The following is a 21,938-nucleotide window of genomic DNA, read 5'->3' as shown; positions in this document are numbered from 1 at the left end:
ACGCTCCTGTCCGTTGCCTCGCCCTTCACCAGGTGGTCGGCGGTGTGAAGGCTTCACTTTCCGCCTCGATCTCCACCACGCGGAACACCACGCGCCGGTTGTCGGCGCGCTCCTCGGCGGTGGACACCGGGCAGGGTTCGCCATCGCAGAGCCCGGTCGCCGGATCGCTGATGCCGAGCCCCTCACTGACCAGCTGGCTGGCGTCCAGGCGGACGTCGTGGTCATCCGCGAAGGCGAGCACGGACTGCCGGACCGACGCGGCCCGGGCCTCGCTCAACGCTTGCAGGTTCTCGCGGTGCTGCTCCAACAACCGCTCGGGTATCCCGGCGGAGCGCCGCTGCAGGAAGAGGCTCGGATCGGCATGCCCTTCGATGGTCAACAGGGCACCGCCGTAGCGCTGGGCGGTGTCCATGACCTCGGCGAAGTCCTCGGCGTACTCGCGGGCCGGGAACCGATCCTGGTCGGGCCGGAAATGGATCTCGAACTTGACGAGGGTCTGCCCGTCGATATCGCCGGTCTGGCGCTGCTCGGACAGCAGCGCCCGGGCGGCCTCCGGGTCGAACGAGGAGAGTTCGGCACGGCGCTGGTCGAAGACCCCCTCGGCCAGGGCGCCGTAGTCCATCTCCGCCAATGCCAGCGACGGCCGATCCGACAGCAGGCCCACCGCCTGCAGTTCCCCGGCGATCTCCTCGTTGAGCCGCGGGAAAGAGCGCAGGCCCCCGTCCTGCCGGGACCAGTCCACGTTGCCCTGTACCCCGACGGTCTCCACCTGGCGCCACAGGGTCCTGGCGGTTTCGCCGGCCTCGGGATCGTCCAGCAGGTGGGCGGCCACGGTGGACCAGTCGACGATCTGGGTGGTGACGTCCTCGCGGACCTGCTCTTCGGCATTGAACAGCGCGGTCACCAGGCGCTCGATCTCGTCGCGGTGGGCCTCCAGGTAGTCCTGGCGCACCACATAGATCCCCGAAACGGCGCGGCTGGCGGATTGGGTGGACAGCAGGGCAGGTTCATCGCCGGACGCATCCGACGCCACCAGCGCGGCATCCACCTCCCCGTCGGCCGCGAGCCGCCGTTCCGGGGTATCGCCGGCCCCGCCCGAGGCGTCGTCGGTCATGACGATGGTCGGTGCTTCCCAGGCGTCACCGGCCTGCTCCCTGCCGGTGCGGGTCGCCTCGGCGAGCAGATCGAGCCCCGCCGCATGGGGGCCGACCGCCAGGGTCCCGCCGCTGAGGTCCGCCACGCCGTCGACGCCGTCACGGCCCCTCAGCTCGTCGGCGCCCACCGACCAGCCGTGCTGATAGAAGGCGACCATGGCGCTGCCAGCGTGCGCCTCGGTGGCCGCCGCAGCGAGCAGCGCCTGCCCCTGGCTCAAGCGCATGATGGGCGTCTCGCAGGCCAGATAGGCGTCCAACTGGGCGCGCAGGTCCTGCGGTTCGCGCAGACGAACATCGAGCTCCTGCTCATCGAAGGGGCTGCCGGCGACGGTCTGCGTCTCGTACCCATTGGCGTAGAGCGGCACGAGATCCAGGCCGGAACGGGCCAACGGCAGGATCAATGATGCCCTGTCACCGCATGCCTGGTAGCGGCCCGCCACGGCATCGGCGAGTTGCCGGTCGTCGGCCGCCTCGGCGACACCGATGGCACCGAGTGTCAGCCCGGCGAGCACAATGAGATGGCGCATATGAAACTCCCCTGATGGATATCCGCTTCCTGCGTGACCGGGCGCCCGTGTTTCACCGCGAGGAGGCATCGACACCGGAACGGGCGTCCCCGGAGTGTTGCAGACGCGCCCGGGCCTTGCCGATCTGGCCGTCCAGGGAAGCCACCGTCTGCTTCATGTTGTCCAGGGCCTTCGTCTTGAAGTCCGCCATGTCGTCCATAGTCGCGTAGATGTTGTTGAACGCGTTGGTGAGCTGATCCATGTCGATGGTGCTGCCCGCCGCCTGCTCATGGATCTGCGCGGACTGCTTCTGCATGATCTCGCTGGTCCCCTCGATGACGTTGCCGGTCGTCTCGTTGAGGGCCTGGATCTGCTCCAGCACCAGGCGCTGGTTGGTCAACGCCTGGGCCACGACGGTGGCGGTTCGCAGCGCGGAGATGGTGACGCTGGTGGCACGCTCGACGCCCTTGATGAGCTCCAGGTTGTTCTTGCGGATCATGTCCAGGGCCATGTAGCCCTGCACCGCCACCGCCAGCTGTTGCTGGAGGTCCTGTACCTTCTGGCGCACGTAGAAGAGCATCTCTTCACGCACCGCCCGGGCCTTGTGTTCGTTCTGTGCGGCGATCTCGTCGATGCGCCGTTCGAGCCGCTCGTCGATGGTCTTGGCCAGGTAGACGTACTCTTCGATGCTCTGCATCACGCCCCAGAGGTGGCGCTTCTCTTCGTCGATGTCGGCATTGTCGCGACGCAACTCGTCCTGGCCGGCGAAGAGGCTCTTGATGATGGCGTCGATGTGCGACTGGGCGGACTGGTACTCGCGGAAGTAGTCGTGGAGCTTGTTGCCCCAGGGGATGAACCCGAGCAGCTTGCGCGGCTGGAAGAGGTCGTCGCGACGGGACGGATCCAGCTTCTCCACGGTATGCCGCAGATCCAGCAGGGACCGGGAAACGTCGCTGTCACCGGACAGGGCCCCCTGGTCCATGGCCTTCACCGGCTTTTCCAGCAGGCGGTTGGAGACCTGCGCGGCCTCCTGCATCTGCTGGTTGCCCAACTGGTGGGCCTGCTGGACGTGCTCGCGAAACGGCTCGCTCTCCGGTTCGGCCTCGATCACGCCCGCCACGAAGGCGTCTGCCTGGGCACTCAGTGCCGTCTGGCGCTCGGCGGGCAGGGGTACCTTGCTCTCCGTTTCTTCCGGCGCCACTTCCGGTGCCGGCGGAGGCGGTGCCAGGGCGGTGTTCATCTCGTGATCGGCGGCGGTGGTGTCGTTGGTCATGTCGCGCTCCCCTGCTATGCCCTCGGAATGAAAAGCCCGTGCGTGATGGTGCTCTCCGGTTATTGCGTGCCATCCCCCTGGAGCCAGGCAGTCACCCGCTGCTGGTTGGCATTGAGCCAGTCGCGGATGGCCGTGCGGTGACCCTGTTCCGCGGCCGCCGCCATCAGCGCCTCCAGGTCGTCCAGTTCGAACTCCATGCGCCCGATGAACGCCGCCACCTGCGGCTGCTCCTCGCGAAGCCCCTGCCGGGCCATGGCGTGGACGGCTTCCTCCTCGGGAAAGATGCCGTCCGGATCCTCCAGGTAGCGCAGGTCATAGGCCGCCCACTTGCGGTGGGGTCGCCAGGCCGTGACGACGATGGGGCGCTCTTCCTCGAACGCCTCGCCCAGGGCCAGGGTCATGGCCGGCCCGGAGGATTCCGTCAGCTCGAACGCATCGAGGCCGTAGTGCTCCATGGCCTCGCGGGTGTCCGCCATGAGCCCGGCCTCCGGGTCGATGCCGGTGATGACGCCGTCGAACCGCTCCGCATGCTCGGCCAGGTCGGCGATGGTGCGAATGGAATCGTCCACGTAGTCGGGCACGGCCAGCCCCATGGAGGTGCCGTCGTAGAGTACCCCGAGGTCCTCCAGCTCATCCCCGTAGCGCTCCAGGTAGCTACCGTGGGTATGCGGCTGCCAGGACATCAGCATGAGATCCAGGTTCTGCTCGGCCAGGCCGCGGTACTGGGCCTGGATGTTCGCCAGCGTCAGCTCCACATCGAGCCCGACACCCCCCAGGGTCAGCGCGGTGAGCTTGGACACCGCCTCGGCGTCGCTCCAGGCGGTCCAGCCGATGCGCACGTCCGGGCGCCCCAGGTCCGCCGGCGCCAGGGACGAGAACATGGCCAGTGGCAAGGCGAACGCCAGGGCGATGCGGCGGCGTACGGGAGAGTGCTGTTTGGGGGTCATGGTGCTTTCCTCTGCTCTTCCATGCGATTGGGTCGACGTGGCGAGCTCCGCCGCTACCACTCATCGGGCGGGCTGAAGGCACTGCTTTCGGCTTCCATGCGGACGGCGCGAACCACGACCCGCATGTTGGACCGCCATTCGGCCTCGGTCTGCGGCGGGCAGGGTTCGCCGCTGCACAGGCCCGTGGCCGGCTCGTGCAGTCCCCTGCCTTCGGTCACGAACTGGCTCTCATCCAGGGCGACGCCCTCCCCGCCGGCATAGGCCACCAGGCTCTCGCGCACCTCGCGCGCCCGCGCCAGGCTCAGGTTATCCGCCGACTGCCGGATGGAACGCAGTTCCTCCGAGCCGGCCCCGTCGGAGCGGCGCTGCAGGTACTTCAGCGGGTCGGCATGGCCTTCGACGGTGAATACCGCACCGCCGTATCGGGTGGCGGCGGTGATCACCTCGTCGAAGTCATCGGCATACTGCTCGGCGGGGAAGTCCGTCTGGTTGGGCTCGAAGGTGATGGCGAAGCGTGTCACGGTGCGCTCTTCGAGATCGCCGGCGGCCCGGCTCTGGTCGATGGCGCGCGCCGCCTCGTCCCTGTCGAAGTCGGGCAGGTCCACGCGCCGCTGGTCGAAGATGCCATCGGCGATGCTGCCGTAATCCAGGGTCGCCACCGTCAGCGACCGGGGCTGGCGGATGAGCCCCAGGGCCTGCAGCCCCTGGCCCAGCTCCCGGTTGACGTTGGCGAAGCTGCGAGGGTGGTCCGGATTCGCCCAGTCGACATTGCCCTGCAGACCGACGGTCTCCACATTGGACCAGCGGGCCTCGGCGCGATCCGCCTCCCCGGCGTCACCCAGCAGGTGCTCCGCCACCGCCTCCCAGTCGACGACGGCGGTCGCCACCCGCTCGCGGACGACCTCCTCGGCGCGGAACAGCGCCGCGATGAAGCGCTCGACCTGGTCCCGATTGGCCTCGAGGTAATCCCGGCGGACCGCATAGACATGCGACACGACCCGACTCGCGGAGCGCGTGGACAGCGGGATATGCGCCCCGGCGACGGAGCCCTCCGCCCCGGTCCCGCGATCCCCGCCGCTGGTGAGCACGGAGGCGTCATCCCACTCCATCAGCGCCGCATCGATGCTGTCATCGTCGAAGAACCGCTCGCCGGGGGACTCGTCATACAGGCCGTGGGCATGCTCCGTGAGTACCAGCTCCATCGATTCCCAATCGTCGGTGTCGTCCCGGCGGCTCTGATTCCGTCCGGCATCCTCGAGGTGCGCGAGAAGGTCCAGCTGGGGACTGAACGCCCCGATCGCCAGGCGTTTGCCGGCGAAGTCCCGGGGGCTCTGCAGCCCCTCCCGCGCGACCAGGTGATCCGCCCCGGACGACCAGCCGTGCTGGTAGATCGCCACCATCTCGATGCCCGGGTCATTCGCGGTGAGTTCGGCCACCAGCTGCAACTGCCCCTGGGTCGCGCGCAGGATCGGAGCGTCACAGCGCAGGAACGCCTCGACCCGGCCGGGCAGGTCCTGCCCGGCGACCAGTTCCACCTCCAGGCCTTCCCGGTCGAAGTGGCTGTTGTCCGCCGTCTCCAGGGCGTAGCCGTTGGCAAACAACGGCACCAGGTCCACGCCGGAACGACCCAGGGGCACCTGCAGCGTGTCACTGGGCCGGCACGCCCGGGTCGGTGCCTCCACGGCGTCGTCCAGGGACGGCATGTCGGCGAACGCGGTCGTGGTCGTCAATGCGGCCGCCAACCACACGAGTCCGGTTGCCTTGCGCAATGCCATGGGATCCCTCATCGGTAGGCCAATTCGATCTCGACACGGGCGAGACGCTGCTGGTAACTGCGCTCGTCTTCATCATCCCGCCGTGTCAGGGGCTCGCCTCCGCCGACCGCATGGATCTCGATACGGTCGCCGTCGATGCCTTCGTCGCTCAATTGACGGCCGACGATCTCGGCACGCTCGCGGCTGAGCTCCAGGTTGGCGCTGCTGTCGCCACGCGTGCCCGAGTGGCCGACGACCAGCGCCGCGTAGCGTGGCTGGCGACTCATGAGGGTGGCGATACGAGCGATGACGACGTCACTCTCGTCCGCGAGAGTACGACCCTGCTGGAAATCGATGGTGAACGCGCGGGTCTGCTGGTCACGGCCCACGAAACCGAGACCAGCGGCGATGAGGATCGCGAGGATGACCAACGCGAGACCGAAGAATCGCTTTGCTTCCATTCGATGTAAACAATCCGTTATGTTCTGTTTTCTTTTGCGGCACAGGTCAGTCTATAGGACGAAGGAGCCGGGAACCAGCAACGACATCGCCCGGCTCGGCCACGCCAGGAGTCGGCCGCGATAAGTCCCTCATCTCCTCTCACCGCGGTATCGTGCGGGCGCGGGGCAGCGCGACGCTGACCCGGGTGCCCTCGCCCGGCCGGCTGTCGATGTCCAGGGGCGCGGCATGGCGCTCGCAGATCTCGCGCACGATCGCCAGCCCCAGCCCCGAGCCCTCGCCACGCTCCCGGCCGGCGCGGGTGCGATAGAAGCGCTGGGTGACCATCGGCAGGTCCTCGGCGTCGATGCCGACCCCGTCATCGTCGACCGTCAGGCGCAGCGTCGCCGGCCGGGCCTCGACCGCGACCCGCACCCGGCCCCCGGCCGAGGTGGCGTGCAGGGCGTTGTCGAGCAGGTTGGAGAGTACCCGGTCGATCAGCCCCAGGTCCGCATCGACCGGCGGCAGCGCCGGGTCGCAGGCCACCTCCAGGTGCACCCCGGCCTGCTGCGCCTGGGGCTGGAACTTGCCGACGATGTCATGGGCCAGCTCGCACAGCGAGAAGGGCTCGCGTTGCAGGGGGCGGTCGTCGGCGTCCAGCCGCGCCAGGGTCGAGAGTTGCTCGGCGAGGCGCGTCAGCCGCTCGACGTTGCCGAGGATCGCCGTCAGGGTGCGCGCGTCCGGCGGTGCGTCCCGGGCCTGCAGCCGCTCGGCGTGGCCGCGCAGCGAGGTCAGGGGGGTGCGGAAGTCGTGGGAGAGGTTGGCGATCAGCGCGCGGCGCTGGCGATCGGTCTCCTGCAGGGCCTGGAGCTGCGCCTCCAGGGTCCCCGCCATGTCGTTGAAGGCCCGGGCCAGGCGCCCCAGTTCGTCGTCCCCCGGGGCGGCGATGCGCTGCCCGTAGTCGCCGCCGGCGAAGCGCTGCACGGCCCCGGTCAGGTGCGAGAAGCGCCGCGTCAGCAGCGCGAACCACACCAGCCCGAGCACCCCGGCCACCAGCAGCGCCAGCAGGCCGGCGACCACCAGGGTGCGGGTGATGGAACTGGTGCGCAGCATGGCGAACATCGAGGCCTGGCCGGCGTTGTCCAGGTCGACGTAGAGGTAGCCGGGCTGCCCCTGCTCGCTGTGGCGGATGCGCGCCACGGAGAAGATGCCCGGGGCCTCGGCGCAGGGCGCCACGGCCATCACCGGCAGCATCGGCGCCTCGTCCATCAGGGTCTCCAGGGCCGCGGTGTCCACCCGCCGCCCCGTCGTGCAGGCGGGCTCGGCGTAGTCGGCGATCACCCGGCCCCGCTCGTCCAGCACGTAGAGCGACAGCGAGGGATTGATCGACAGGATGTGTCGGGCCCTGTCGCGGGCGGCCGGACTGTCGGCGCCGCGATGCAGGGCCGGCGCCATGACCCGGGCGAGATTCCCGGCGAGCCCGATCTCCTGGCGCTGCTGCAGCTCCTGGGCGAGCTGGTTGAACTGGCTGATGGCGATCCAGGCGGTGGCCACCGACAGCAGCAACAGGCCGGTGAGGTAGACCAGGGCGATACGCGCATAGAGGCTGCGCCCCAGGCGGCCGAGTCGGCGAAGCAGCCCCCTCATGGGCCCTCGTCACCGACGAAGCGATAGCCCACGCCCCACAGCGTCTGGATGAAGCGCGGCCGCGCCGGGTCGGCCTCGATCTTGTTGCGCAGGCGGTTGATGTGGGTGTTCACGGTGTGGTCGTAGCCGTCGAACTCCTCGCCCCAGACGCGATCGAGCAGCTCGCCGCGGGTGAAGCCGTGGCCGGGATGGCGGGCGAAGAGCGCGAGCAGGGCGAACTCCTTGCCGGTGAGCCGGACCGGGCGCCCCTCCAGGGTGACGCGGTGGCGGTCGATGTCGACCACCAGGGGGCCGAAGGCCAGGGGCGCGGCCTCGGTGATGCCGTCGTCGCCGGCCGGGCGCCGCCCGCCGCGACGCAGCAGGGCCTGGACCCGGGCCAGCAGGATGGGCATGGCGAATGGCTTGGTCACGTAGTCGTCGGCGCCGAGCTCCAGCCCCACCACCACGTCGCGGATCGCCGCCTTGGCGGTGACCATCAGCACCGGCGTCGGGTCGTCGCGCTCGCGCAGCCGGCGGCACACCTCCAGGCCATCGACCCCGGGCAGCATCAGGTCGAGCATCACCAGGTCGTAACGCGGCCGCTCGGCCCCGGCCGTCAGCAACGCCAGCGCCGCCTCGCCGTCGCGCACCCAGTCGCAGGCATGGCCCGCCCCGGCCAGGGCCTCGGTGAGCAGCCCGCCGATCTCGGGATTGTCTTCGACACACAGGATCCGGTTGGACATCTCGGTTTCTCGCCCTCCTCTGCCCCTACTCTAGGGCCGAACCCACCGGCGGTGTATCACGAAACCATCACGAAAGGGATCGTCGGCCGTGACGCTTTCGTGAGGAAAGCGCCCGCGGCGCCCGGCTAGCGTGGTCCTTGCCGTCGACCGACGGCCCGACCCCACGAGAAGCCACGCAAGGAGACGAGACGATGATCACCCTGCTGCACTCCCCCCGAACCGCCCTCTTCACCGCCCTGCTCGCCGGCGCCCTGCTGCTGCCGGGGACCGCCCTGGCCAGCGACCCCATGGCGGACGAAGGCACCACGGCCGAGGGCATGGAAGACGATGCCATGGCCGGCGAGGCGATGGGCGACGCCATGGCGGACGAAGGCACCACGGCCGAGGGCATGGAAGACGATGCCATGGCCGGCGAGGCGATGGGCGACGCCATGGAGGAAGAAGACGCCATGATGGACGAGGAGGCCATGGACGAGGACGACGCCATGATAGAGGAGGACGATGACATGATGGCCGACGACGACGCCATGTGAGGCTCGGTCCCCGCCGGCCGGTGCCGCTCGCGGGCGGTCACCGGCCGGTGCTCAGCGGGAGGTACCCCATGCGCTACCCGACCCTGGCCTTCGGCGCGGCCCGCCGCCGCCGCGCCCCACCGACGCTCGTCCACCGCCACAGCGGCATCACCCGCCTCTGGCACTGGGTCAACGCCCTCTGCCTGGCCGTGCTGCTGATGAGCGGCCTGCAGATCTTCAACGCCCATCCGGCCCTCTACTGGGGCCAGGACTCGACGTTCGACGCCCCGGCGCTGTCGATCCGTGCCGAGCGCGACGCCGACGGCGAATGGCGCGGCATCACCCGGATCGGCGCCCTGCGCCTCGACACCACCGGGGTGCTGGGCCTCTCCGGCCCCCGCGAGGCGCGTCAGCGCCGCGCCTTCCCGGCCTGGGCCACCCTGCCCGGCCCGCGCTCGCTGGCCCGGGGGCGAGACTGGCACTTCCTGGCCGGTTGGGTGTTCGCCCCCGGCCTGCTCGCCTACCTGACCTACCTGGTCCTCGGCGGCGGGCTGCGCCGGCGCCTGCTGCCGCGCCGCCACGAATGGCGCCGACTGGGCCACACCTTGATCGACCACCTGCGGCTGCGCTTCCCGCGGGGCGAGGCGGCACGCCACTACAACCTGCCACAGAAGCTCGCCTACCTGCTGGTGCTCTTCGTGATCGCCCCGCTGGCCGTGCTCAGCGGCCTGACCATGTCACCGACCCTGGACGCCGCCTGGCCCTGGCTGCTGGACCTGTTCGGCGGCCGCCAGAGCGCGCGCAGCGTCCACTTCCTGTGCGCCCTGGCGCTGGTCGGCTTCTTCGTCATCCACGTCATCCTGGTGCTGGTCTCCGGCGTCACCAACAACCTGCGCGCGATGATCACCGGACGCTACGCGCTGCCCCCCGAGGAGGATCCCCGAGATGAGTGACTCCACCGACCCCGCACGCCGCCGCTTCCTGGCCCGCGCCCTGCTGGGCACCGGCACCCTGCTGCTGGCCGGCTGCGACCGGCTGTCCCGCGGCGACGCCCTGCAGCGGCTGTTCGATGCCAGCGACGCCCTGAGCGCCCGGGCCCAGCGCCTGCTGGCCTCCCGCGAGGCGCTGGCCCGCGAATACGCTCCCGAGGCGATCGCCCCCAGCTTCCGCCCCAACGGCACCACCGCCCCCGACGACCCGACCTACCGGCGACTGGCCGCCGACGGTTTCCGCGACTGGCGGCTCGAGGTCGGCGGCCTGGTCGAGCGCCCCGCGACCTTCTCGCTGGCCGAGCTCAGGGCGCTGCCCGCGCGCACCCAGATCACCCGCCACGACTGCGTCGAGGGCTGGAGCTGCATCGGGCAGTGGACCGGGGTGGTGCTCGGCGAGCTGCTGGATCGGGTGGGCGTGCGCGACGAGGCACGCTTCGTGGTCTTCCACTGCGCCGACCGCTACCGTGGCGGGGATCGCTACTACGAGAGCCTGGACCTGCGCGAGGCCTACCACCCGCAGACGCTGCTGGCCTACGGCCTGAACGACGCCGAGCTGCCCATCGCCAACGGCGCACCGCTGCGACTGCGCGCCGAGCGCCGGCTCGGCTACAAGATGGCCAAGTACCTGATGCGCCTCGAGCTGGTGGCGGACTTCGCCCACCTCGGCCGCGGTCGAGGCGGCTACTGGGAGGATCGCGGGTATTCCTGGTGGGCCGGCATCTAGGCGTGCCGGCCCGGAGACGCTCCGGGAGAGCCCCGCTCAGGCCTCCCGGGCGACGCCGATGCGATGCCGACGCGGTCCGGCCACGCAGGCCGCCCCCAGGATCAGGCCGGCCAGGGTGGCGATCATCCCGGCGGCGCTGAGCGAGGCGTCGAAGCCCAGCCAGCCCGGCCCGTGGCCGGCCAGCAGGTAGCCCAGCACCGCCGATACCAGGGCGAACAGCTGGCTCCAGGCGACCTGGGCGGCCAGGCGGTTGGTCATCAGGCGGGCCGCCGCCGCGGGGCAGATGAACATGGCGATGACGATGATCGAGCCCACCGCCTCGAAGGCGGCGATGGCCGCCACCGCCACCATGGTCACCAGCAGCAGGTCGATCAGCGCCGGGCGGGCGCGCACGCTGGCGGCGAAGTCGGGGTCGAAGCTGCCCAGGATCAGGTGGCGACGGAACACCACCACGAAGACCACCACCGCCAGGCCCACCCAGGCGGCGCGGCCCAGCTGGGGCGGCAGGTCGGCCAGCGCCACCGGGTCGAAGAAGGCCGCGGGGCCGGTGCCTTCGAACCAGATCAGGCTCTCCAGGTTGCCGTAGAGGGCGTGTTCCACGTCGAGGTGCACGCCGGTGGCGCCATGCCACTCCAGCAGCAGCACCCCCACGGCGAACAGGCTGGTGAACACCACGCCCATGGCGGCGCTGCCCTCCACCCGGCCCAGGCGGCGAATCAGCTCGATCATCGCCACCGTGACCAGCGCCGAGGCCCCGGCACCCAGCATCATCGCCGAGGAGGCGAGCATGCCGGTGAGCAGGAAGCTGACCACGATGCCGGGCAGCGCCACATGGCTGATGGCGTCGCCGATCAGGCTCTGGCGGCGCAGCACCAGGAAGTTGCCGAGCAGCGCGCAGGTCATGGAGATGATCACCGCCACCGTGAGCGGCACCAGGCTGAAGGTCATGAAGTCAGTCATCGTGCCCCCTCCGTCGGTGCGAGCTGCATCTCGAGGGCCATGATGGCGTCCGCCGAGAGCACCTGGCCGATGGGCACCAGGCCGGCATGCTCGCGATGCAGGGCGTCGTCGGGATGGAGCTCGCGATACAGCGCCCAGAGCCGCTCCTCGTGCTCGGCATCACGCGCGGCCGCCAGTCCCAGCGGAGTGGCCACGCCATCGCGGCGCAGGTAGCCACGACGGCGCATCAGCTTGAGGGTCAGGCCGTCGAAGATCGGCTCCTCGTGGGCCACGGCCAGCAGTCCCTGGCGCAGGTGCACCCGACGGCGCAGGCGCCGGTAGGCGAGCAGCGAGGCCAGGGCACCGCGACGCGGCGAGAACAGGAAGGAGACCAGGAACAGCAGGAAGGCCGCCAGCACGATCAGCGGCCCGGTGGGCAGCCCCTCGCGCACGCTGGAGAGGGTCACGCCCAGGTAGCCGGCCAGGGCGCCGAGCAGGGCCGCCAACGCCACCATCATCAGCGGCTGGTCGGTCCAGAAACGCGCGGCCACCGGGGGGATGATGGTCAGCGCCACCACCAGGATCAGCCCGGTGACCTTGAGGCCGATCACCACCACCGCCATCAGCAGCATCAGCAACAGCAGATCGAGACGCCAGGTGTTGAGCCCCTGGGTACGGGCGAAGTCGGCGTCGAAGCACAGCAGCAGCAGGTCACGCCGCCACACCACCATGGCCAGCAGCAGGCCCAGGGCGCAGGCGGCGATCAGCTGCGCTTCGGAGATCAGCATGCCGGCGGTGGCCCCCACCAGGTAGCTGGTCAGTCCCGACTGTCCGGTCACCGCCATGGACTGGATCACGGTGATCAGTACCACGCCGAAGGCGAAGAAGGTGGAGAGCACGGCGCCGATGGCGGCATCCTCGCCGAGCCGCGTGTGGGCGCTGATCATCTGCACGGCCCACAGGCCGAGGGCGGCGCTGGCGGCGGCTCCCAGCAGCAGCGCGGGCAGCAGGCGCCCATCGCCCTGCACCAGGCCCACGACGATGAAGGCCAGCGCCAGCCCCGGCAGCGTCGAGTGGCTGATGGCGTCGCTGACCAGGGCGCGCTTGCGCAGCAGCACGAAGGTGCCGACCATGCCGGCGCCGGCGGCCAGCAGCATGGCGCCCAGGGTCACCACGCTGGTGTTGTAGCCCAGGGTGAAGGTCAGGGCGCGCCACCAGGTCTCCATCAGCGTGCCTCCGTGCCGATCTCGGCGGGCTCGGTGAGCCGCGCCAGCTGTACCCGGCTGAGCCGCCCGCCGTAGGTGGCCTGGAGGTGGCGTTCGCTGAACACCTCGTCCACCGGCCCGGCGGCGATGCGGCGTACGTTGAGCAGCAGCACGTGATCGAAGTAGTCGCGCACCGTGGCCAGGTCGTGGTGCACGCAGAGCAGGGTGCGGCCCTCGTCGCGCAGTGACTTGAGCACCTCGACGATGGCCGCCTCGGTGGCCGCATCCACCCCGGCGAAGGGCTCGTCGAGGATGGTCAGGTCGGCCTCCTGGATCAGCGCCCGGGCCAGGAAGACCCGTTGCTGCTGGCCGCCGGAGAGCTGGCCGATCTGGCGGTCGGCGAAGGCCTCCATGCCCACCCGGCCCAGGCTCTCCATGGCCCGGCGGCGCAGCGAGCGGGTGCCGAACTGCCACCAGTGCAGGTCGCGGAACAGCCCCATGGTCACCACGTCGATCACCCGCGCGGGGAAGTCCCAGTCGACGCTCGAGCGCTGGGGCACGTAGGCCAGGTGGCGGGCCTCGTGTTCCAGGGGGCGGCCGAAGACGCGCACGTCGCCGGAGAGCCGCGGGGTGATGCCCAGCGCCGCCTTGAGCAGGGTCGACTTGCCGGCGCCGTTGGGGCCGACGATGGCGGTCAAGCTGCCGGGCGGCGTGACGAAGTCCACCGAGTGCACCACCGGGCGGTGGTCATAGCTGACGGTCAGGCCGTGGATCGCCAGGGGGCTGGCGATCACCGCCTTGTCGAGCCGTGCATCGATCATCATTGCTCCTCCTTGGCCTCGCCGAGCCGGCCCAGCCGGCCGCCCTCCGGCACCTCGCCGCCCAGGGCCCCGGCGATGGTGGTGACGTTGTGGTCGAACATGCCCAGCCAGGTGCCCTCGTAGCTGCCCTCCGGCCCCATGGCATCGGAGTAGAGCTCGCCGCCGATGCGCACCTCGTGACCCTGGGAGTCGGCCCCCTCGATCAGGGCACGGATGTTGCGGTCGGAGACCGAGGTCTCCACGAAGATGGCACCGATCTGGCGCTCCACCAGCAGGTCGACCATCGACTCGATGCGCGCCAGGCCCGCCTCGCTCTCGGTGGAGAAGCCCTGGATGCCCAGCACCTCCAGGTCGTAGGCATCGCCGAAGTAGCCGAAGGCGTCGTGGGCGGTGACCAGCACCCGCGCCCCTCCGGGGATGCTCTGCAGGACCTCGTGGGCATAGGCGTCCAGCGCCTCGAGCTCCTCCAGGTAGGCCTCGGTGCGCTCGGCGAAGGCCGCTTCATGGTCCGGGTCGAGCTCGATCAGGCCGTCGCGGATCGCCTCCACCGCGTGGCGCCAGCGGGCCGGGTCCATCCAGATGTGCGGGTCGGGCTGGCCCTCGTACTCCTCGTCGGCCATGCGCGCCTCCCGGGGAACCGCCTCGCCCACGGCGAACACCGGGGTGCGCTTCTCCAGCCGCTCGAGGAAGTCCGCGAGCTGCACCTCCAGGTTCAGGCCATTCCAGAACACCGCATCGGCACGGGTCATGGCGGTGACGTCGCTACGCGTCTGGCGATAGAGGTGGGGATCGACGCCCGGCCCCATCAGCCCCTTGACCTCCACGCGATCGCCGCCCAACTCGTTCAGCACGTCGGTGACCATGCCGGTGGTGGCCACCAGTTGGAGCGGCTCCTGGGCCAGCACGGCCGGCGACAGCAGCAGGGAAAGGGACAGCGGGATCAGCGACAACTGGCGGCGGGATGGCGGCACGGCGAGACTCCTGGTCCGGGGATGATATGACCATAGCCTAACGCGATGCGCAGCAATTGAGAATCGATACGCCCTACTCGCCCGAGGGTTCCTGTCCATGCAGCGCCCCGACCTCGTGCAACGCCCGCCCGATAGCGCGCAGCAGGCCTTCGTTGCGGGCCTCGTCCGCCTCGCCGCGGGTACAGGCCACCACCGCCAGGCGCGGCCGACGTGGCACCCCCGGCAGCACCAGGCCGGCGTCGCAGGCACGCCGCCACTGGGTGCCGGTCTTGTGGGCGAAGGTCACGCCCGGCCCGAAGCCCGCCTCGAGTCGCGCCTCGCCACTGGTGGTGCGCGTCATGATCGCCAGCAGCTCGGCGGTGGCGGCGGGCCCCAGGGCCCGCCCCGTGCCGATGGCCTCGAGCAGCTCGCCCACGGCGTCCAGGCGCCCCGAGTTGAGTTCGCCGGCGTAGTAGTCGGCATAGGCCGCCTCCAGGCTGGGCATCTCCAGGCCCGTGCGGGTTACGCCCAGCCGCTCGCGGAGCCAGGCCAGGCGTACCGCGTCGTCGTCGCGCTTCTGCAGCTCGATGAAGTCGAGCCCACCCAGCCCCCGGGCCGCGGGATGCAAGCGCCCGTAGACCTGGCGCCGCACCTCGACCAGGGGCGTGATGGGGCCCAGGCCGTCCTTCCCGGCCAGCATGGCGGCGCGCCGATTGACCGCCTCGAGCCCCAGGCGCTCGATCAGCAGGTCGCTGGCGGTGTTGTCGCTGACGGTGAGCATCGCCTCGAGCAGCTCGCCGAGGCCGAGGCGCGCCCCGGGCGGCGCCCAGTTGGTGGGGCCGGCGCCGTCCACGTAGTCGCCGGCCTGGAGCATCAGGGTCTCGTCGAGCGACAGCGTGCCGCGCTCGACCCGCGCCAGCAGCTCCACGGCCACCGGCAGCTTGACCAGTGAGGCCAGGTACCAGGTCTCGGTGTCGCGCCAGCCAAAGCGCACGCCCCCGCCGAGTTCGCGCACGTGCAGCCCCAGCTCGCCGTCGAAGTCGCCCTCCAGGGCGGCCAGCCGTGCCTCCAGGGCCGGTGCCCAGGCGGGCGTCGCCGCCGCGGCCGGCAGGGCCAGCAGCAGCATGGTGAGGCCGGCCAGCAGGCGCGCCATCAGCGCCACTCCCGGAAGCGCTGAAGCAGTGCGATCCAGGCCGCGGTGGCCGGCACCAGCGCCACGCCGATGCCCAGCACCTGCGGGTAGGGATACGCCTGCCAGGCCTCCAACAGGAAGCGGAACACCAGGAAGATCGCCACGATATGGAAGATGAACGCCTGGAGGGCGTCGCCGCCGATCACGCCGATGGGACGCAGGCCGCGCGCCGCCGCCCGGCCACCCCACAGGCAGAACGCCAGGATCACCAGGGCGCCGCCCAGGCTGAACAGCGTGAAGCCGAGCCCCGGCGGGTGCTTGCCGTCGTTCCAGGCCACCGCCAGCAGCGCCGCGTAGGGGTCGCCCCGGGCCAGCCCGAAAAAACCCAGCAGCATGACGACGCCGAAGCCGGCGAGCCCCGCCACCAGCCGTCGCATGGAGGCCGGGCTAGCGTGGCAGCGCAGCAGCGCCTCGCCGATCAGCAGACCCAGCATCACCAGCGGCAGCCGCGACAGCTGGCCCCAGGTGTAGTGGTCGGCGTCCTCCACCAGGATCGCCTTGAGGGGTTCGAGGCCCCAGAAGCTGGCGTGGCGCTCCAGCCAGCCGGCCAGCAGCGCCGTCGCCACGGGCAGCAGCAGGCGCGAGGCGAGCGGCAGGCGTCGCCACAGCGGCAGGACCCAGGGCAGCCACAGCAAGGCGATGGCGTAGAAGCCGAGAATCTCGACCCAGATCGGGAAGCGCTGGTAGAGCAGGGTGTCGAGGATGTCCCGGGGAGTGTAGAGCGGCAGCATCTCCACCACCGTCAGCACCTTGTACCAGAACAGCACCTCGACGCCGCGCAGCAGCAGCCTGCGGCGGCGGCGCGGCCAGTCGGGGGTATCGGTCTTGGGCAGGAAGGCCACGGCCAGGGCGATGCCGAACACCATGATGAACAGCGACGAGGAGAACTTGGTGAGCAGGTGGATCGGCACCATGCCCCAGTCGGGCACCTGGCGAATGCCGAGCAGCCCGCTCACCGCATGGCTGACGATCATCAAGGCGATGGCGATGCCGCGGGCCAGGTCGATGGCATCGATGCGCCCTTCCGTCGCCGGCAACCGGGGGCGCTCGGCGAGCCACGCCCATCCCGCCTTCCCTTGCATCCGCGTCTCCTTTCCCGGTTCTCTCCTCCCGCGGCATCACCCGGCGACACCGCTCATCGGCGTGACCGCCTCACTCGGGCAGCGTCGCGCCGGAGCCACCGAGTTCGGCGGGCACGTCCCTCATCTTCGGGAGCCCATCGGCGATGCGCAACACCGACTCCTGGTAGTGCACGTGCAGGGCCGGCGTGAAGGCCACCTCCGGTGTCACGGCCGCATAGACGTCGATCAGCCCCATGGAGGGATGTTCGGTCAGCACATGGCCACCGCAGTGTCGGCACCACTTGCGGATGCTGTTGGGGGTCCGCTGGTAGCTCTCCAGGTGTTCGCCGCCCCGGGTGACCCGTACCGCATCCGGTCTCCAGAGGATGAAGGCGTTGACCGGTCCCGCCGACCAGTGGCGACAGTCCTCGCAGTGGCAGTAGCCCATGGCCTCCGGCACGCCGGTCACCTCCACCTGCACGGCACCGCAGAAGCAGGCGCCGCGATGTTGCTGGCTCATCTCGTACCTCCCGGGTCGTGACGACCTCGTCGAACAGGCGCCGCAGCCTCGGCGCCCTCCTCAGTCTAGTCCCGCCTTCGCCCCTGCCGCCTGCGCGCATCGGAGCTATCCTTGGAAACAGGACGAACGTATCGACAGGAAGGGAGAGACGAAGGCGAATTGCCGGCCCAGGCGGTCGGAGGAGTGCAGTGCCATGACCATGCCGATGACCCTCAAGGAGTACCTCAGGACGTGCGACATCGACTACGAGGAACTCCCCCACCAGCGCGAGACCACCACCAGCCGCATCGCCCAGCGGGCGCATGTCACCGGTGACCGCATGGCCAAGGCCGTGATGGTCCACGGCGACTCCGGCTATCGGGTCGCGGTGGTGCCCAGCAGTTGCGACGCCGACCTCGAGCAGCTATCGCGGCTGTTCCACGAGAAGGTCGAGCTGGCTTCCGAACAGCAGATCACCGACCACTTCCGGGATTGCGACGCCGGGGCCACCTCCCCCGTGGGGCAGGCCTACGGGCTGCAGGTCTACATCGATGACATGCTGCTCCACCAGCCGGACATCTACTTCGATGCCGGCGACCACGAGACCCTGGTGCACATGAGTGGCCGGGAGTTCGACCGCCTGATGGACGGCAGCCAGCACGGCCGCTTCAGTCGCCACTACTGAGGATTCGCAAGGCTTACCATGCCGGGCCGCGATCGCCCCGATCGCGGCCCGACACCGTCTGGGATAAGGTGACGGGCACTCCCCCTGCGTTTCCAGGAGTCGCCATGTCGCGCCGCAGCCCCGTCGCCGTGTTCCTGCTGGCCCTGCCATTGCCGACGACCCCGGCACTCGCCGACGGCTGTCCGCTCCCCGGCCAATGGCTGCATGCCGGCGAGGCGGTCGACACCGCCGAGCTGATGGCGGAACTCGCCGCCCGCGAGATCGTGCTGCTCGGCGAGCAGCACGAACGCCCGGCCCATCACCGCTGGCAGCTGCATACCCTGGCGGGCCTGCACGCCCACCAGCCCGACATGGCGATCGGCCTGGAGATGCTGCCCCGCGAGGCCCAGCCGGCCCTGGACGCCTGGGTGGCCGGCGAGCTCGACGAGGCAGGCTTCCTCGAGGCCAGCGACTGGCAGAGCGCCTGGGGTCTCGATCCCGACCTCTACCTGCCGATCCTGCACTTCGCCCGCATGCAGCGCATCCCGCTGGTGGCGCTCAACGTCGCTCCCGAGCTGCGCCGGCGCCTGAGCGCCGAGGACTGGGAGTCGATACCCGCCGGGGCACGCCACGGCATCACCCCGCCCGCGCCGGCCTCGGCCGCCTATCGCGAGACCCTGGAGGAGGCCTACGCCCACCACCCCGATCCCGTCGCGGACGGGCTCGAGCGCTTCATCGCCGCCCAACTGGTGTGGGACCGCGCCATGGCCCAGGGCCTGGCCGAGGCGACGCCCGACGCCGAGCTGGTGGTGGGCCTGATGGGTCAGGGCCACCTCACCTACGGTCACGGCGTGCCGCATCAGCTCGATGACCTGGCGATTCCCGACCACCGGGTGCTGCTGCCCTGGCCGGCGGAGCAGGCCTGCCCGCCGCCCGAGGACATCGCCGACGCCCTCTTCGTCCTGGAATCTCCCGCGGAGTGGACCTCGCGTCGCCTGGCGCCTACACCTTGAGGCATGGACACTCCCTCGACACTCGCTGTCCGCGGCCCCCTGGCGATGGTCCGCTTCCTGGGCCTGGTGCTGCTGGGCGCGGTCATCGGCGGCCTGGCGGCGCTCGCCGCGGCGGGCTTCGTCAACGCCGTGCTGTGGCTCAACGAGACGCTGCTGATCTCGCCGCGCAGCCGCATGATGTTCGAGCGCCCCGAACTGCTGGTGGTGACCACCCTGGCGGTGCCGGCGCTGGGCGGTCTGGTGGTGGGCGCCCTGCACCGCGCCATCCCCGAGCGGCGCCCCCACACGCCGGCCGACGTGATCGCCGCCGTGCAGACCCGGCGCGGGCGTCTGCCGGCCCGGGCCGGCGGCCTCTCGGCGCTCACCGCCCTGATCTCGTTGGGGGCCGGCGCCTCGGTGGGCCAGTACGGCCCACTGGTGCACCTGGGGGCCACCCTGGGCTCGCAGGGCGCGCGGCTGCTGCGCCTGGGCCGTTCGGAGGACAACATCACCATCGCCTGCGGCGTGGCGGCGGCCATCGCCACCGCCTTCAGCGCCCCGCTGGCGGGTATCGTCTTCGCCCACGAGGTGGTGCTGCGCCACTATGCGCTACGCGCCTTCGCGCCCATCGCCGCGGCGGCCCTCGTCGGCCACGTGATCGCCACCAGCGTGCTGGAGCGCGGCGCCCTCTTCCACGTGGGCAGCACCGCCATCCCCCAGGCCTGGGAATTCGCCGTCTTCGTCGCCATCGGCGGGCTCGGCGCCCTGGTGGCCGGGGCCTACATACGCGCCCTGCTGGGGATGGCGCGGCTCGCCGGTCACCTGCCCCTCCCGCCCGTGCTGCGCCCGGCCCTGGCCGGCCTGCTGCTGGGCCTCGTCGCCCTCTGGGTGCCGGATATCCTCGGCATCGGCCAGGAGACCCTGCGCTTCGCCACCATCGCCGGTGCCTTCACCGGCGGGGAGCTGCTGCTGGTGCTGGCGCTGAAGATCGCCGCCACCGCCCTGTGCCTGGGCCTGGGCTTCAGCGGCGGGGTGTTCAGCCCCGCCCTGGTGATCGGCACCCTGTTCGGGGCGCTGTGCGGCACCCTGGTCGGGGTGCTGAACGGCACCCCCCAGGAGACCTTCGTGTTCTATGCGGTGTGCGGCATGGTGGCGGTCACCGCCCCGGTGATCGGCGCGCCCCTGACCAGCCTGCTGATCGTCTTCGAGCTGACCGGCAACTATGCGCTGACCACCGCCGCCCTGGCCAGCGTGACCCTGGCCAGCCCCATCGCCGCTCAGCTGTTCGGCCGCTCGCTGTTCGACATCCAGTTGAACGCCCGCGGCCTGGATCTCTCCGCCGGGCGTGGGCGTGCCGTGCTGCAGGACACCCGCGTGGCCGAGCACCTGACCCGGGAATGCGTCAGCCTGGCGCCGACCACGACGGTCGAGGCGGCCATCCGCGCGCTGGGTGAGGCCCGCCACGGCGAGGCCTACCTGGTGGATGCCGATGGCCGCTACCGCGGCTGCGTCACCCTGCCCGAACTCGAGGCGACCCTGCAGGCAGGGGGGGCGCGGCGCCCGATCAGCGACCGTATCGAGGCCGAACGCCCCGTACTGTACCCCGACACCTCGCTGTGGGACGCCATGGCACGCCTCGAGGAGGTGACCGGCGAGGCCCTGGCGGTGATCGACGATGAGGGGATCTTCCAGGGCGTGGTCTACGAGGCACGCATCGCCCGCGCCTACCTGCGCCACAGCGACGAACTGCGACGGGAGGAACATGGCACCGGCTAGACGCATCCTCATCGCCCTGTGGCTGGCGCTGCTCGGCATGCCGGCCCCGGCGAGCGACGACGCCCTGGGCGTGCTGAGCTGGGGCGGCGCCTACGAGCGCGCCCAGCGCCAGGCGCTGTTCGAGCCCTTCACCGAGGCCACCGGCATGGCGGTCGAGGCGCACCGCTACGACGGCGGCCTCGAAGGGTTGCGCCGCGCCGTGGCCGCGGACGAGGTGCCCTGGGACGTCATCGACATGACCCGCAGCGAGGCCATGGCCGCCTGCGACGAGGGCCTGCTGGAGCCGCTGTCGCCCGACCTGCTGGCCCCGGCGCCGGACGGCACCCCGCCGGCCCAGGACTTCCTGCCCGACTCCTTCGGGCGCTGCGCCATCACCCATACCCTGTTCGCCACGGTGGTCGCCTACCGTCGCGACGCCTTCCCCGGCCGGCGCCCCACCTCCATCGCCGACCTCTTCGACCAGCAGCGCTTCCCCGGCCCCCGCGCCCTGCAGCGCACCCCGGCGGTGAACCTGGAGTGGGCGCTGCTCTCCTACCGGGTACCCGAGGAGGAGCTCTACCGCCTGCTCAGCACCCCGCGCGGCCTGCGCCTGGCGCTGGATCGCCTGGCCGAGCTGGACGAGATCCGCTGGTGGGAGGCCGGCGACACCCCGCCGCGGCTGCTCGCCGAAGGCGAGGTGGTGATGGCCTCGGGTTACAACGGCCGCTTCTTCGACGCCATGGTCAACCGCGGTGTACCCATCGAGATCCTCTGGGACGGCCAGGTCCAGGAGCACGAGACCTGGGCCATCCCCCGCGGCGCCCCCCATCCCGAGGCGGCCCGTGACTTCGTGCGCTTCGCCACCACCACCGAACGCCTCGCCGAGCTGGCGCGGCGCATCCCCTACGGCCCGGCGCGCCAATCGGCGGCCATGCAGGTCACCACCCATCCCGAGCACGGCCTGGACATGCGCCTGCACATCCCCACCCACCCGCTCAACGCCGAGCGCGCCATCGTCAAGGACGAGGCCTGGTACGCCCGCACCCTGTCGCGCATGCGCGACTACTTCGACGCCTGGTTGGCCGACACGGGCTGTGCGGCCTCCGCCGACACCGACTGCCCGGAACCCTGAGACGTGCGGCGCCCTGCTATGCTGAAACTGTTACGGCGAGGCGGGCACGACCCGCCGGA

The 21,938-nt window shown here is 70.8% G+C and carries 21 protein-coding genes; 7 read left to right on the top strand and 14 right to left on the bottom strand.

From position 1 onward, the window contains the following. Positions 1 to 25 precede the first annotated feature (25 nt). The 7 genes from QWY80_RS04100 to QWY80_RS04070 form a co-directional block, all read right to left on the bottom strand. Positions 26 to 1,681 carry a hypothetical protein gene (locus QWY80_RS04100; protein ID WP_290229428.1) on the bottom strand — a complete coding sequence of 552 codons (1,656 nt, stop codon included), beginning with the start codon at positions 1,679 to 1,681 and terminating at the stop codon, positions 26 to 28. A 52-nt stretch (positions 1,682 to 1,733) separates the two neighbouring features. Continuing rightward, positions 1,734 to 2,933, bottom strand: coding sequence for a toxic anion resistance protein (locus QWY80_RS04095; protein WP_290229427.1), 1,200 nt, complete (start codon positions 2,931 to 2,933; stop codon positions 1,734 to 1,736). 59 nt (positions 2,934 to 2,992) lie between these two features. Beyond that, positions 2,993 to 3,880: a glycine betaine ABC transporter substrate-binding protein gene (locus QWY80_RS04090; RefSeq protein WP_290229426.1), complete on the bottom strand. Its 888-nt coding sequence runs from the start codon at positions 3,878 to 3,880 to the stop codon at positions 2,993 to 2,995. 53 nt (positions 3,881 to 3,933) lie between these two features. Continuing rightward, entirely contained in the window at positions 3,934 to 5,610 is a 1,677-nt protein-coding gene (locus tag QWY80_RS04085) for a hypothetical protein (RefSeq protein WP_290229425.1), read from the bottom strand. Positions 5,611 to 5,663: 53 nt separating this feature from the next. After that, entirely contained in the window at positions 5,664 to 6,095 is a 432-nt protein-coding gene (locus QWY80_RS04080) for an OmpA family protein (RefSeq protein WP_290229424.1), read from the bottom strand. 139 nt (positions 6,096 to 6,234) lie between these two features. After that, on the bottom strand, positions 6,235 to 7,719 hold the full coding sequence (locus QWY80_RS04075) for a sensor histidine kinase (RefSeq protein ID WP_290229423.1): 1,485 nt from the start codon (positions 7,717 to 7,719) through the stop codon (positions 6,235 to 6,237). Beyond that, complete coding sequence (locus QWY80_RS04070; protein ID WP_290229422.1) at positions 7,716 to 8,441, bottom strand: response regulator transcription factor; 726 nt, start codon at positions 8,439 to 8,441, stop codon at positions 7,716 to 7,718. The genes QWY80_RS04075 and QWY80_RS04070 overlap by 4 nt, the downstream gene beginning before the upstream one ends. A gap of 191 nt (positions 8,442 to 8,632) precedes the next feature. Here QWY80_RS04070 and QWY80_RS04065 point away from each other — a divergent pair, with 191 nt between their 5' ends. The 3 genes from QWY80_RS04065 to QWY80_RS04055 all read left to right on the top strand — a co-directional run bounded on the left by QWY80_RS04065 (position 8,633) and on the right by QWY80_RS04055 (position 10,669). Next, positions 8,633 to 8,974 (top strand): hypothetical protein, encoded by a 342-nt coding sequence (locus tag QWY80_RS04065; RefSeq protein ID WP_290229421.1) that lies wholly within the window; start codon positions 8,633 to 8,635, stop codon positions 8,972 to 8,974. 68 nt (positions 8,975 to 9,042) lie between these two features. Further along, positions 9,043 to 9,906, top strand: coding sequence for a cytochrome b/b6 domain-containing protein (locus QWY80_RS04060; RefSeq protein ID WP_290229420.1), 864 nt, complete (start codon positions 9,043 to 9,045; stop codon positions 9,904 to 9,906). Beyond that, the gene (locus QWY80_RS04055; RefSeq protein WP_290229419.1) at positions 9,899 to 10,669 is read left to right on the top strand and encodes a molybdopterin-binding protein; all 771 of its coding nucleotides are present in this window, start codon (positions 9,899 to 9,901) and stop codon (positions 10,667 to 10,669) included. Before QWY80_RS04060 ends, QWY80_RS04055 begins: the two co-directional genes overlap by 8 nt. Positions 10,670 to 10,705: 36 nt before the next feature. On the opposite strand, the gene QWY80_RS04050 is transcribed toward QWY80_RS04055, so the two are convergent. From QWY80_RS04050 to QWY80_RS04020, 7 genes are all read right to left on the bottom strand, one after another. Then, positions 10,706 to 11,629 (bottom strand): metal ABC transporter permease, encoded by a 924-nt coding sequence (locus QWY80_RS04050; RefSeq protein ID WP_290229418.1) that lies wholly within the window; start codon positions 11,627 to 11,629, stop codon positions 10,706 to 10,708. Next, positions 11,626 to 12,834, bottom strand: a complete 1,209-nt coding sequence (locus QWY80_RS04045) for a metal ABC transporter permease (protein WP_290229417.1) — start codon at positions 12,832 to 12,834, stop codon at positions 11,626 to 11,628. The genes QWY80_RS04050 and QWY80_RS04045 overlap by 4 nt, the downstream gene beginning before the upstream one ends. After that, positions 12,834 to 13,637, bottom strand: a complete 804-nt coding sequence (locus QWY80_RS04040) for a metal ABC transporter ATP-binding protein (RefSeq protein WP_290229416.1) — start codon at positions 13,635 to 13,637, stop codon at positions 12,834 to 12,836. The genes QWY80_RS04045 and QWY80_RS04040 overlap by 1 nt, the downstream gene beginning before the upstream one ends. Continuing rightward, positions 13,634 to 14,605 carry a metal ABC transporter solute-binding protein, Zn/Mn family gene (locus tag QWY80_RS04035; protein WP_290229415.1) on the bottom strand — a complete coding sequence of 324 codons (972 nt, stop codon included), beginning with the start codon at positions 14,603 to 14,605 and terminating at the stop codon, positions 13,634 to 13,636. The genes QWY80_RS04040 and QWY80_RS04035 overlap by 4 nt, the downstream gene beginning before the upstream one ends. 73 nt (positions 14,606 to 14,678) lie before the next feature. After that, a complete protein-coding gene (locus QWY80_RS04030) occupies positions 14,679 to 15,737 on the bottom strand; it encodes a serine hydrolase (protein WP_290229414.1) in 1,059 nt (352 codons plus the stop codon). Beyond that, positions 15,737 to 16,858, bottom strand: a complete 1,122-nt coding sequence (locus QWY80_RS04025; RefSeq protein ID WP_290229413.1) for an acyltransferase family protein — start codon at positions 16,856 to 16,858, stop codon at positions 15,737 to 15,739. The genes QWY80_RS04030 and QWY80_RS04025 overlap by 1 nt, the downstream gene beginning before the upstream one ends. A 70-nt stretch (positions 16,859 to 16,928) precedes the next feature. Then, entirely contained in the window at positions 16,929 to 17,357 is a 429-nt protein-coding gene (locus QWY80_RS04020) for a GFA family protein (protein ID WP_290229412.1), read from the bottom strand. 193 nt (positions 17,358 to 17,550) lie between these two features. Between QWY80_RS04020 and QWY80_RS04015 the strand changes: the two genes are divergently transcribed. From QWY80_RS04015 to QWY80_RS04000, 4 genes are all read left to right on the top strand, one after another. After that, positions 17,551 to 18,021, top strand: coding sequence for an aminoacyl-tRNA deacylase (locus QWY80_RS04015; RefSeq protein WP_290229411.1), 471 nt, complete (start codon positions 17,551 to 17,553; stop codon positions 18,019 to 18,021). A 104-nt stretch (positions 18,022 to 18,125) separates the two neighbouring features. Continuing rightward, positions 18,126 to 19,013, top strand: a complete 888-nt coding sequence (locus QWY80_RS04010; protein ID WP_290229410.1) for a ChaN family lipoprotein — start codon at positions 18,126 to 18,128, stop codon at positions 19,011 to 19,013. A gap of 45 nt (positions 19,014 to 19,058) precedes the next feature. Beyond that, the gene (locus QWY80_RS04005) at positions 19,059 to 20,768 is read left to right on the top strand and encodes a chloride channel protein (RefSeq protein WP_290229409.1); all 1,710 of its coding nucleotides are present in this window, start codon (positions 19,059 to 19,061) and stop codon (positions 20,766 to 20,768) included. After that, on the top strand, positions 20,755 to 21,879 hold the full coding sequence (locus tag QWY80_RS04000) for an extracellular solute-binding protein (protein WP_290229408.1): 1,125 nt from the start codon (positions 20,755 to 20,757) through the stop codon (positions 21,877 to 21,879). Before QWY80_RS04005 ends, QWY80_RS04000 begins: the two co-directional genes overlap by 14 nt. Positions 21,880 to 21,938 lie beyond the last annotated feature (59 nt).

Source organism: Halomonas ramblicola (genome assembly GCF_030409215.1).
GTDB lineage: Bacteria > Pseudomonadota > Gammaproteobacteria > Pseudomonadales > Halomonadaceae > Halomonas > Halomonas ramblicola.
The sequence above is the reverse complement of the archived record's forward strand: the minus strand, read 5'-3'. Positions and strand labels throughout refer to the sequence as shown.